Here is an 11,980-nt window from a genome sequence, read left to right as displayed (position 1 = left end):
AAATGAACACAGCTCCCCGCCTTATTCTTGCACTCGTCGTGGCCGTTATCGTCGGTTGTGGCTTCATGTTTTACGACAAGTCCCGCGGCGCAGAATGGGTCGTCTCCCCCCAGCAGATCGAACAGGCGAAGGCCGAAGGTAAAGCCGGTTTCGAAAGCCGTCCGGGCACCGTAACCGTTCTTCCAATCCGCAGCGAAACGGCCGACGTGCTGCCATTCAAATGGGCAATGTATGGCCTCGTTGCCGGTCTTGTTGTTTTTGTCTCTGGCCGTAAGCGCAAGAAGGCCTGATAACAATCCAACCGTTTAAGATGCTCGGATATATAGTTTCTGGCCTGTTGGAAAAATTTCAACAAGTTCAATAAAACGTTGTATTCGGACGCAATTGTGCAGCGAGTTCAGATCTGATTGAATCAGATATGAACTCGCTCTGAATCCTTTTACTGGAAGCATAATCTTATCAATACTCGTTTCACTGCGGCAGGACTTATGCTCTGCGGAAACGGCATGCAGTGCCAAAATTTTGCTCTGCCTCCCTTAAAACTGCACCGTTTATGATTAGAGTTTTCCGCGCAATTTTTACTGGCTGGAGCAGGCAGAAGATAGAACATGACGTTCAACCGTGATTTTCTGAGTGTCACAATTTGCGCAAAGCAATAGCACTGCTGAAGACCTGTTTTACACCGTCTTACTTCAGCCTGTGGCTAACAGCTCAACCCACCACGAAACCCAGTAGCTTACAGGAAGCAAAACATCTTTAGCTCACAGATGTTTACCAAATTAACAAATAGCTGAGGCATTTTAAGGTTTCCAATCAATTTGGCAGAAGCCTGTCTAAATCGTCAAACCCTATTTTGAACAAGGTTTGATTACCGTAGAAATTTACTGCTCCGCATCAATTAAAAAGACAAATTTCGACTGTCATCAATACCAAGTTGATTTATACAATCACTATATATAATAAATATTTTCAATATTAAATAAAATTTCAATTTTTAACGGAAGTAATTTTTTTATCACAATATCATATTAATATATATAACATAATATCCGAATGATACTACAAAAAAACAACTAAATAATATATTTTGCATCCAATACAACACTTCGTAAATATACAAAGTAATCCGAAATACAATGGCATTTTAAGAACGCAATACACCTATAATATTAAATAAAAAAATATCACTATTATATATATATTAAAAAAATAAGGCAACCATTATGATGTCATACAGTTTTATAGAAAAAAATAATACAAATAGTTATTTATCTATATCATCCACACAAGGAGCCGCCTGCGTGGATGGGATACATAATATAACACTTGCCAACGATCTTGTTACCGTACGTGGTATTCCGGCGCACTCAATCACAATATATACGGACGGTGATGGCTATATATTAAGCGACCCTCTTAGAAGAAAAATTACCACACTCTCACTTAATGAGCGTGGCTATGGTTTCGCGCAACTCTGTCGAAACAGTGATTCAAGCTATGCACCGCTAAAAGTTACAGCCTATGACACGGTATGGGATAAAGAGCCTGTGTCCGCTTTGGCGTCTTATGACACCTACCGACGGGGACCCGGGCGATTCCATGCTATAAACTATACAAGCGGCGCTTTGACCGTCGACGGTTCATACTGTTCTATATTTCTGTATATCAACAATATAATACCTGGAAAAAAGACAATAATTACCCAGGTTAATGTAAATCCTATGTCTATGGATTTGGAGATATTAAATCCAAACTATAATGGTGCCATTAACCTGGAAAGTGATTCTTCAGTATCTATTGATATATTTAGTCGATCTTCAGGAAAAAAGCGCGTTTATATTTCCTTGGATGAATCCCCTGATGGCGAATTTCTCGTCATTGATCTAATTTTTAATGTAACAATATAATTTATTTATGGAAAACCCAATGGAAAAAATAATATCACTGGACACGAGACTCTTCCCTCCCGAATTACCGCAAAGTGTAAACGGCACAATTGATATAAAAAGTTTACCGCAAGACAATATAGTGGTTATAGTGAAGCCTTATTATAATATAAGCACTGGCGATAATGTAAGAGTGCTATTTGGAGAAATAGCATCCCCACCATACATAGTGCTAGATGGACCAACACAGGGTCCAATGTATTTTAACTTCAGTATAGACAATATACCAAACGGTAATTACAATGTATACTATACAGCGATAGATTATTCAACGAATGCGTCGTACTCTCCATACGTGCCAATTCTGGTTAAGAACTCTAGCTGCAATTATTATCCAGCCCCAGTGTTCCCGGATTATCCATATAATATAATTGGAATTCAATCAGCTATAAAATCCAATGGTGTCACAATGCGCGCATTTTATAGCGAAATGGCAACGGGTGATATAGTTACCTTCTCCTGGAGAGGGACAGATATGTATGGAAACGACGTACCCGCCTCATACTTCACAAAACCGGTAACTGTTGATTCACAAAATGTGGCTGACAAATATGTGGACGTGCAAATACCTTTGAATAATATTATTATTTTAGAGAATTTTGGTACTGGTTATGCGAGCTATAAGGTCAGCTTATGGTCCGGAGGCGGTGAATATGCGTCCAGCATGACCAACGCACAGATCGTCTGGGGCGACATTGATCAATTGCAGATTTCTGTGACTAACGGCGCCCCTCCCAGATCAAGTCAATCATGTCCCTACCTACTTACCATGAACACGGGCACTGTTTTTGGTCCACCCGGCGCTTCATTGAGCATAACAGCTACAAATGGGGCTGTTGTGGCTGACCCTAACGGAACCGATAAGCAGGATTACATACGCCTCGATGAATTCGGTTTAGGCAGGTTTTCTATCTATACAACGTCAGTCAATCCAGAGGACTGGCAGCCTTTTGTAATTGCAGAGTCGACAACAGGTAACTTACCTAAATCTGCGAAAACCAAGACAAACTTTTACCCTTATCGGGTAGGGACAGCAGGAATTAAAGCTTACGGCTTTACGACAATGGCCGCCGCTGACGGTATATCGCCATGTTCTATCTACATATTGGGAGATGGTAGCGTGCAATCTATCGATGCTTTTGGCGAAGGTGATTTTATCATCAATGGGCGCTCTAATAATATTAAAACATCATTAAATGCAGATTATAGCTGTACCATTAACATCGTCTCCGACATTGCACAGAAAATAACGATTACGTTGAGAGGTTCTGATAATTTAAAAGATTTACTAAATATCAATATAGAGTTTATCGAACCGTTATCTTTACTTGGATCAACTCTGCTTACAACCGCAGGATCAGATTTATCCCCAAGTTGATTTCCCCGTTTAGATTTTTAACCCCAGACGTTGATGTTGCCATATTTTCCCAAATATGGAGGGATGGCTATGGAATAGAGTTCTACACAGGAGGCAGCAGAAATCATCTCAATGATGAGTCCGAAGCGGGATCTTTACCGTTTCTGGAATGGTGCTTCATTCGTTCGGGGGAGATGGCGGCCGAGCATAGCGTCGTACGCTTGGTCCTTTCGGCGGCAAATTGATTAGCGATGCGACGGGGCATCTTGAAGCCTTCGGCTTCATCCCAGCTGACGTTCAAGAATGCTTCGAAGCCGCTCCGGCTTAATGGGTATTCAAGCGGCCTTTTAGGTCCTTTAAAGGCCACTTAACAAAAATGAGTGTAGTTTGACACTATCTTTGACAGTAAGCGGGAACAGCCGAAATTAACCGAGAAATGCCGAAATATCGCGCTAAAACAGTACTTTATCTGGCATTTAGCCACCGTATTAGAAACAAGCAATTTGACAAACAGCGCTTTAATATAAAGGCGCACGCGAGACCGTAATAGAAAATTCTGCTGGTCACTTAAAGCACCCCTAAAAACCCTCCAGATTGCCTTTAAACTTCCTCAAATAATTGATTTCATTAAACTAGGCTGGATTTATCCTCCCTGCCAACGCGGTCCGCATGAACCCTCGCAAGCTACGAATATCAAATTTTAAGATGCAATACTCTTGCTTTTGACACAACTTTGTATTTTTTATTTAAAAAACAACAACTTAATATAACTTACTCGCCTTGGTTCTTCGTTCGTAAGATGCAACCAAAAACACCGCTTTAGGGGGCGTATTTCAAAAATTCTTGAGAATTTTGCAAAATTGCTTAATGGAGAATTGGGCTTGAAATTGAGGGGGATATTAGATGAAGAAATCGTTTACCGGTCTGTTCATCTCTTTTGTAGGCTTAATAGCTTGCTCGGGCAGCGGGTTCGCCGATCAAACAGCTTCGGAACCAACAGCGGACAATCAGCCAATCGAATGGGATTTTTCTTGCGTGCCTCTGAGTGACTTCGCTAAAACTCAAGGCGGCAGTGATGAAGTTCGTTTTAATAATTTCATGGTCACTGAAGGAGCGGTTCCGACTGAACCAACCTTGCCAATGGCAACACTTGAAATTGGCTTCACAGTAACTAACCGCACTTCCAATAAGGTTTATTGGAGCGCCGAGTTTTTGGGATTCGCATCCAAGATGATGCCAACTTTTGTGGCGTCAGCGGCTCCCACGTTCGGCTATATATTTCCTAACAAAATTGAGACTATATCGACCAGAATAAGAGTTCCGGACAATACGCTGGCTCGTACAGAGCTGATGTGCCTTCGCATCAATAGTCACTAATTACCCGACATTGGGACCTTTAAAAACTCTGTGCCATTAATGAAAATGGCTACGGAGTATTTGTGCGTGGGTATTAATATTAAGCCGAGCGTTTACCGGTGCCTGGCGCCGAGGCAGCCGTTTTTAACCGCTTTTTTAATCTCACTTCCAGTTGCGGAAGCGTTGCTTCAATTTCGTCGGCATCGGATAAGTCGTCAACGCGCGCACGTAGAATATTGTAAAGTTCAGCCGCTTCGACGGCAATATCTTCTTCTCTAATGATGATTCCAGCGTCCTCATGAAGGCGCTTTGCCATTCGCGCCAAACGTCTCATCAAACCCGATTCGATTGCGGCGTTACGAGGCTCTTCCTTTTCATGCTCTAGCTGATCTCCAAGGCCGGTAAGCAGCCACTCTAACCTACATCCTGTAGCCCGCGAAATTGCGAGGATAGTTGACACTCTAGGCTCGGATTTTCCGCTCACGTAGTCCGTCAGAGTTCGTCTTTTAACGTCATCCAGAAACGGTAGTAGGCGGTCCAAACCGCCGACAGTTTCAGCTGCTTGCTTAATGCGGCTTCCCAAATCATCCATATTTTTTTCGACTAGCAATTTTCTGCTTGTTAATTGGCAGAAATCTGCTATCCCTACTTTGGTCGCCGGAAATGACCGGCAACAATTGCACAAAACAAACCAACAAAAAGCGGACGCACTACCATCCGCTTCTTGAGGAGAAGCCCATGACTGACCCCGTTAAATGGGACCGTCACGAGATACTTTCCCGCCTGCGTCGCGATAAAAAGACGCTTGTGGGTATAGCTAAGGACTATGGACTATCCGTGTCCGGGGTCAAGAACATCTGGACCCGTCCTAACGAACCTGCCGAACGCGCCATTGCAGACGTGCTGGGCTATCCGGTCGAGGTCGTTTTTCGTGACCGCTATCCGAAAACCCGGAATCGCATTCACGTCTCTGAATACAATTCTCAATCATCACGCGGCAAGCTCTCCCCGAAACCTCCGCTAGCGGCGTGATGCGTGGCGCAGCTGCGATAGAGATACTCTAGCCTTTAACGTCAGCACCTCAAACCGAGTGCCGACAGGACGGAAGATTGCCCCCCGTTAAATCCGTCCCGGCTGTTATCTCACTTTGCAGCTGCGCCACACCCCAAACAATCTCAAAACAATACGAGGCGCACAATGCCGAAACTCAATGACAAAATTGCTATCGAAAATTGCTACGGGTTTCGCCTCAACGTCACCCGAATGGTTGCGACTTATCCCATTATCTGGATCACCGTTTCTGCGATTGCAGCAGTTACGATTAGTCTGATCCGGCAGATTGCGGGGTGAGCCATGTTCAACCCCCATTGTGAAGAAGAAAGCCGGTGCACAATGTTGGCCTGCTGCTACGCAGCGGTACAACAGTGCGGTTTCCGACATCTCGCTCTTCGGGACGTCATTGACCCGCCCCATGAGTGGTTTGACGCCGCCCTGGCTCGTCAGATCGCAATACATATTCTCGCGACGCAATTCGGCGTTCCGAAACGGCGCATTGTCACCATGCAAGCACGCCAGCGTACATCGATCGCTTTTGCCATTCACGCCGTAGACCGTCGCCTGGAACATCCAACGTTCGAGGATGCATATCGCCGCATGGCTAAACGAGCGTTGAACCTTTTTGACAGAGAACTTGAGAAGGCAGTAGCATAATGGCCGAGTTTAAGCGTATTGCCATAGCTGATATTGTTGTATCCGATCGACTTCGCGCCGTCGAAGAAGACCACGCCCAGGCGATTGCTCTGTCAATCGCAGAACATGGGCTTTTAAACCCAATTACCGTTCGTTTCACGCCAAATGCCAAGGGTGGGAAATTCACCCTTATTACAGGTGCACACCGTTTACGGGGCGTAATTATTAATGGCGAAACGGAAATAGATGTTCTGATCGTTGAGGCCGACAAAACCGAAGCGGCCTTACAGGAAATAACAGAGAACCTATTCCGCAACGAGCTTTCAGCTATTGATCGCGCCGAGTTCGTGAAGGCTTACCGCGAGCTTTGGGAAGAAAAAAACGGCGCAATCTCGCGTGGCGGCGATCAGGGAGCAAAACGACAACTTGTCGCTTTGCTTGACGGAGAAACGGCGACAGCCAGCTTTTCGGAGCATGTGGCTGACCGCCTCGGCTTGTCGAAGCGATCGGTCGAGCGGCTTCATAAGATTGCACAATACCTTCACCCTGATATGCGTGCAGCTGTACGAGGAACGCCGATCGCCGACAATCAGTCTGCGCTACTCAAACTCGCCAAGTTGGAACCAGCTTTGCAGCGTCGTGCCGCAATTGCGTTTCGTGAGGAAGGCGACATCAGTCGTGCACTTCAGCTTATAGACGACGCGCCTCGCGCGCCTGCACCTGACAAACAGGAAAAGCTATATCTTCATTTCGTTGAGATTTGGAGCAGAGCGAGTTCCAGTACAAGGACGCGTATACGTGCGCATGCAGACTTAATCATTGATCAGGAGAATGCGGCATGAGCAAGCTCCACCCCGATCAGTTTGACTTTTTTGCTTCTGACCACTTTCCTATTCGAACACCTGTGTCACAACTCGACATGCAGCGGTTTCGTTCCAAATTACGCCGCGCCATGTCGGAAGCCATACGTCAGTGCCCCTACGAACGGCCCGTTATTGCCGCGCGCATGGCGCAATATCTTGGTCTTCCAAACATCACCAAGGCCGCGATTGATGCTTACACGGCTGAAAGCCGGGCAACTCATGACATCAGCCTCTTGCGGTTCAAAGCGTTTGTGCGGGCTACCGGAGCGGTATGGCTTTGGGATATGGTGGTTTCGGAAGACGGACTGACACTTCTCGAAGGCGATGAAGTTCGCCTCGCCGAAATTGCAGCACTACAGCAGCAGCAGCGTGAGTTGAAGGCAAAGCTGAAAAAACTCACGTCCGTACCGGTCAATGTTAAGCGCCGGGGGCAGTCATGAAGGAATGGTACACAATTCCCGAACTGGCGGCACAAAAGCTGCCCGGTATCCCGCAGTCTAGGCAAGGCATAGAACTCGTAGCGCAAAACTCACGTTGGAAGCACATTGAAGGAAAAGCCCGGAAAGCTGACCGGCGGGGTGGTGGGTGGGAATATCATGTTGATCTTCTGCCGCAATCAGCGAGAACACGCCTTTTGGTCGTCCATGAAGTACCGGCAAACGACGACTGCGACGTTGAAGCCGAGCAGAAGGTCAAACTTTGGGCACGTTTTGAGGCGCTTTCATCAGAGCATAAAGCCCGGTGTGAACGCCGTCTTGAAACACTTCTTTACGCTGACGACCTGCGACGCGGGGGACGGATTAAAGTCAATACAGCCTTAGAACTTGCGCGTGAGCGGTTCGGAGGTAGCGTGCGATCGCTATATCGCTGGTGGAAACTCGTACAGAATCATGATCGGTCAGATTGGCTAGCCGCTCTCGCGCCTTCTTTTGCCGCAGCTTCCGAGCAATCACCTTGCCATGTCCAAGCTTGGGACTTTCTTACGGCGGACTATCTACGTTCGGAACGCCCGAGCTTTTCTTCATGCTACCGTCGAATGGTGAAGGTGGCGAAGAAGAACGGCTGGTCGCCAGTTCCTTCAGAACGCGCGTTACGCCGCCGACTGGACACTGAAGTTCCGGCTGAAGTGCAGACATTGGCACGCGATGGAAAAGAAAAAGCCAAGATGCTTTATCCTGCGCAACGCCGTCTACGCACGCATCTGCATGCCATGCAGATTGTGAACATGGACGGTCACAAGCTCGACGTGTTTGTCAGAGTGCCGTGGTCTGACGCGCCGATCCGTATGTTTTTGCTTGGTATTCAAGACCTTTATTCGGGCAAGATTGTCGCGTGGCGGCTGTCTGATAGCGAAAACAAGGAAACCGTGCGCCTTGTCATCGGCGATATGGTGGAAGCCTTTGGCATCCCAGACGATATAGTCCTCGACAACGGTCGGGCTTTTGCCTCGCACTGGATTTCAGGTGGTACGGCTAATCGATACCGCTTCAAGGTTAAGGTTGAAGACCCGCAGGGCCTTTTGACAACTCTTGGCGTGCACATTCATTGGGCTAACCCTTACTCCGGTCAGTCAAAGCCGATTGAGCGCGCATGGCGCGATCTTGCGGATAACATTGCCAAGCACCCGTTCTGCGCCGGGGCTTATACGGGCAATAAGCCGGATGCGAAGCCTGAGAACTACGGTAGCCGCGCGATTATGCTGCCCGATTTCCATATGCATGTTGCTTCGCAGATTGCGGATCACAACGCGCAAGCCGGTCGTCGGGCTTTGAACTGCGCTGGCCGTAGTTTCGATGAAACTTTCGCCGCCAGCATGGAAACGTCGATTGTTCGTCAGGCGACAGCCGCACAGCGTTCACTTTGGCTGCTTGCTTCCGAAGTCATTCGCACGCGTAAAGGTAACGGCGAAATCCATTATCAGGGTAACCGTTACTGGAACTCTGCTCTTACGCAACACGCAGGCAAGAAGATCACGATCCGATTTGACCCCGATGATTTGCATGGAAAGATCAAGGTTTATGACCTCAACAATGCGCTGATTTGCGAAGCTGATTGCATCGCAGATACGGGCTTCTTCGATCAGGAGGCTGCCCGCAGTCATGCCCGCGCCCGCCGCGATTATATCAAGGGTGTCAAAGCTACCGCCGACGCACAGCGGAAGCTATCGGCACAGCAGCTCGGCGAACTGATTTACAAGGGCGAGAAAAACCGCACGGAGGAGCCGAAGCCTGTTCGGCCAAAGGTGACCCGCATTGCTCGCGGCAATCTTGCCGTGAAGGAAGACGCCGTCGCAGACGCAATCAGCCAAGAAAATTTTGAGCGTGGTTTTGCCCGCGCGCTCAGCGGGATCGACAGCGACCCCACTGTTATCCAGTTCCCACAGGGAAAGCATGAGCCGGTAAGTAGTGAGTACGGTTCCAAAAAAAAGGGCGGGATCACACCCGCCCGATAATTCCAAACAATCTAGGAACCTTTTAAATGAAAGACGTTAGCACCACAATAGGAAACCGCACGGCCAATGCATGGGACCGCCCGATAACCGGCCCGGAATTGACCGCCAATCGCACACAAAAAGATATTGATGCGTGGTGGGCGCTTATTGACCGCCTTTTGCCGGTAGTGACGGCAAATAGATGGAGCAAGATCGAGACTGCACGCCGGATTAATATGCCGGAAAGCACTTTTAGCGGTTGGTTTTCTGGCCGTTACAATGGGCGTCTCGATGCTCAGAACAAGCTTGTTCAACAGTGGCTTGATGCACTGGAAGACGCCGCAGAACTTAGCGATTTTGCCACCTCCCCTGCATTTTTCAAAACCAGAACCGCAGCGGAAATCGAAGAGGCATTGAAATGGGCGCAATGCGGCCCTGAACTTGTCATGATCACGCAGCCCGCAGGCGTCGGCAAGACCATGACTTGCCGTCATTATCGGGCCACGCGTCCACATGTTTACATGGTCACAATGTCACCGCACACGCGCACTGTGCACGGCATGATGATCGACCTTGCCGCAGAACTGGAGGTTATGCAGCATAACCCGGCCAAGCTTACCCGCGCGATCGGTAGCAGACTTGCGCGCGCCGGTGCGCCCACATTGCTGATCGTCGATGAGGCACAGAACTTACAGGATGAAGCAATCGACCAACTTCGCCACTTTGTTGATGTCTACGGCTGCGGCGTCGCTCTGATTGGCAACGATGAAATTCACAGCCGCTTTATCAGGAGAACGGATAACCTTTCAGGTGGCCCATCTCACTCGCAACTAAAAAGCCGCATCGGAAAGCGTCTTAGCTATGTGAAGCCACACAAGGAAGACTTACTCGCCTTCATAGAAGCGTGGGGCGTGACCGACACAAAGGCAATAGAGTTCTTGCTTGGTATCGGCATGAAGGGCGGTGCGCTTCGTCAGATTGATAAAACCATGAAGCTTGCAAGCATGGTCGCTCAGGGCAACGGCACGGACGTCACATATGAATATATCAAAGCTGCTTGGACCAACCGTGACGTAGAGGGTTTGGTCGGATGAGCATTGAACTTTCCACCACGCTCAAGTCCGTCGCAGATCAAATCGGCCGCTATGATGCTGATGAGCCTTTGACCGGCCATCACCGTGCCGACCTTTACGCCAAGTTGTCGCTTTGCTCCGAGTTGGCTGTTGCCATGGAGCTTGAACTGACAGGCTTTCGGCTTCTGGAAATGGATCGGAAAGGCCGTTCCTTCATGGAGGCCGAAGCAGCCAAAGTACTCAATACGCCGGTCGTTTCACATAACGGAAAGGTCGTTCATCCAGATTTCGGGAGGAAGGCATGATCCTTGATCCATACGAAGTTAGCGATTGCCTGTTTGCTGCCCGTCGCAATCTCATGCGGTTTGAAAGCGGACTGCATTTTACGGCGGAAGACATGCGCAATCTACTTGAATGGCTAGCGATCACTGCCATGCGCGCTCATGAGTTGGGCAATGAGATTTATCGCCTTCAGCACATTGAGCGCGTTCACAATATCAGCGCAGCCAACCGCATCATTTCAAACGAAATCAAAAGACCAGACACCAATGTCGTTTCACTGGTTTCCGTTTGCCTATCATCAGGAGAAATTCAATGACCGAGATAGCAATACCTTACATTCATGATGAACCCGCACTTAAGCCCGAAATCAAGATTTTCGAAGGCAAACCGTACATGGTGGACGCCAAGGGCCAGTTGATCCCTGTCGAAGCAGTTAAGGCGGTCGATAAGCTTGAGGATGAAATGGTTCGCAAGATCATGGGCTTTGCATCCAGTTTATCCGACCAGATCAGCCGTTTTCGTGGTCATACCATGACGGACCTTGGTGAATTCGATGCGCTTCTACAGCAGGAGTACAATGTTACTAAAGGTGGGCCAAAAGGAAACCGCTCCTATCAGACCTTTGATGGGCTTCAAAAGATCAGCGTACAGGTTGCAGATTTTGTTGACTTTGGCCCACAGCTTCAGGTTGCCAAGCGGCTACTGGATGAATGCCTGACAGAGTGGTCGGCAGACAGCCGCCCTGAAATCCGGGCCGTGATCACCCGCGCTTTCAACACGGACAAAGAAGGTCAAGTTAATCGCTCGGAGATTTTCATGTTGCTGCGGCTCGATATCGATGATCCACGTTGGCAGGATGCCATGCGCGCCATCCGTGAAGCCATGCGCATTACCGGCTCCAAGGAATATGTGCGCTTTTATCAGCGCGCCCGCAGAGAAGCGGGCTGGAAAGCCGTCACTATTGATATGGCGAAGGCGTGAGG

15 protein-coding genes are annotated in these 11,980 nt (G+C 48.2%); 14 read left to right on the top strand and 1 reads right to left on the bottom strand.

Translation table 11 applies throughout. From position 1 onward, the window contains the following. Window positions 1-2 precede the first annotated feature (2 nt). From ABE527_RS17550 to ABE527_RS17535, 4 genes are all read left to right on the top strand, one after another. Window positions 3-290: a hypothetical protein gene (locus tag ABE527_RS17550; protein ID WP_499697727.1), complete on the top strand. Its 288-nt coding sequence runs from the start codon at window positions 3-5 to the stop codon at window positions 288-290. 933 nt (window positions 291-1,223) lie between these two features. Beyond that, window positions 1,224-1,907 carry a hypothetical protein gene (locus tag ABE527_RS17545; RefSeq protein ID WP_499697726.1) on the top strand — a complete coding sequence of 228 codons (684 nt, stop codon included), beginning with the start codon at window positions 1,224-1,226 and terminating at the stop codon, window positions 1,905-1,907. 19 nt (window positions 1,908-1,926) lie between these two features. Next, window positions 1,927-3,324 (top strand): hypothetical protein, encoded by a 1,398-nt coding sequence (locus tag ABE527_RS17540; protein WP_499697725.1) that lies wholly within the window; start codon window positions 1,927-1,929, stop codon window positions 3,322-3,324. Between the two features lie 882 nt (window positions 3,325-4,206). Then, on the top strand, window positions 4,207-4,680 hold the full coding sequence (locus ABE527_RS17535) for a hypothetical protein (protein ID WP_499697724.1): 474 nt from the start codon (window positions 4,207-4,209) through the stop codon (window positions 4,678-4,680). Window positions 4,681-4,759: 79 nt separating this feature from the next. On the opposite strand, the gene ABE527_RS17530 is transcribed toward ABE527_RS17535, so the two are convergent. Beyond that, entirely contained in the window at window positions 4,760-5,251 is a 492-nt protein-coding gene (locus ABE527_RS17530) for a helix-turn-helix domain-containing protein (RefSeq protein WP_499697723.1), read from the bottom strand. Window positions 5,252-5,397: 146 nt separating this feature from the next. Between ABE527_RS17530 and ABE527_RS17525 the strand changes: the two genes are divergently transcribed. The 10 genes from ABE527_RS17525 (at window position 5,398) to ABE527_RS17480 (ending at window position 11,978) form a co-directional block, all read left to right on the top strand. Further along, window positions 5,398-5,691 (top strand): helix-turn-helix domain-containing protein, encoded by a 294-nt coding sequence (locus ABE527_RS17525; RefSeq protein ID WP_499697722.1) that lies wholly within the window; start codon window positions 5,398-5,400, stop codon window positions 5,689-5,691. Window positions 5,692-5,856: 165 nt separating this feature from the next. Continuing rightward, the gene (locus tag ABE527_RS17520; protein WP_499697721.1) at window positions 5,857-6,009 is read left to right on the top strand and encodes a hypothetical protein; all 153 of its coding nucleotides are present in this window, start codon (window positions 5,857-5,859) and stop codon (window positions 6,007-6,009) included. A gap of 3 nt (window positions 6,010-6,012) precedes the next feature. Next, window positions 6,013-6,369, top strand: a complete 357-nt coding sequence (locus ABE527_RS17515) for a hypothetical protein (protein WP_499697720.1) — start codon at window positions 6,013-6,015, stop codon at window positions 6,367-6,369. After that, the gene (locus ABE527_RS17510) at window positions 6,369-7,190 is read left to right on the top strand and encodes a ParB N-terminal domain-containing protein (RefSeq protein WP_499697719.1); all 822 of its coding nucleotides are present in this window, start codon (window positions 6,369-6,371) and stop codon (window positions 7,188-7,190) included. The genes ABE527_RS17515 and ABE527_RS17510 overlap by 1 nt, the downstream gene beginning before the upstream one ends. Then, window positions 7,187-7,651, top strand: coding sequence for a hypothetical protein (locus ABE527_RS17505; RefSeq protein WP_499697718.1), 465 nt, complete (start codon window positions 7,187-7,189; stop codon window positions 7,649-7,651). Before ABE527_RS17510 ends, ABE527_RS17505 begins: the two co-directional genes overlap by 4 nt. Continuing rightward, complete coding sequence (locus tag ABE527_RS17500; protein ID WP_499697717.1) at window positions 7,648-9,663, top strand: transposase domain-containing protein; 2,016 nt, start codon at window positions 7,648-7,650, stop codon at window positions 9,661-9,663. Before ABE527_RS17505 ends, ABE527_RS17500 begins: the two co-directional genes overlap by 4 nt. A 26-nt stretch (window positions 9,664-9,689) precedes the next feature. After that, the gene (locus tag ABE527_RS17495; protein WP_499697716.1) at window positions 9,690-10,736 is read left to right on the top strand and encodes an AAA family ATPase; all 1,047 of its coding nucleotides are present in this window, start codon (window positions 9,690-9,692) and stop codon (window positions 10,734-10,736) included. Beyond that, window positions 10,733-11,020, top strand: a complete 288-nt coding sequence (locus tag ABE527_RS17490) for a hypothetical protein (RefSeq protein WP_499697715.1) — start codon at window positions 10,733-10,735, stop codon at window positions 11,018-11,020. The genes ABE527_RS17495 and ABE527_RS17490 overlap by 4 nt, the downstream gene beginning before the upstream one ends. Then, the gene (locus ABE527_RS17485; RefSeq protein ID WP_499697714.1) at window positions 11,017-11,313 is read left to right on the top strand and encodes a hypothetical protein; all 297 of its coding nucleotides are present in this window, start codon (window positions 11,017-11,019) and stop codon (window positions 11,311-11,313) included. The genes ABE527_RS17490 and ABE527_RS17485 overlap by 4 nt, the downstream gene beginning before the upstream one ends. After that, window positions 11,310-11,978: a DUF3164 family protein gene (locus tag ABE527_RS17480; protein WP_499697713.1), complete on the top strand. Its 669-nt coding sequence runs from the start codon at window positions 11,310-11,312 to the stop codon at window positions 11,976-11,978. Before ABE527_RS17485 ends, ABE527_RS17480 begins: the two co-directional genes overlap by 4 nt. Window positions 11,979-11,980: the final 2 nt, after the last annotated feature.

Source organism: Brucella sp. TWI432 (genome assembly GCF_039674445.1).
Lineage (GTDB): Bacteria > Pseudomonadota > Alphaproteobacteria > Rhizobiales > Rhizobiaceae > Brucella > Brucella chromiisoli.
Note: the sequence above shows the minus strand (reverse complement) of the source record. Positions and strands in the feature narration are given on the sequence as shown.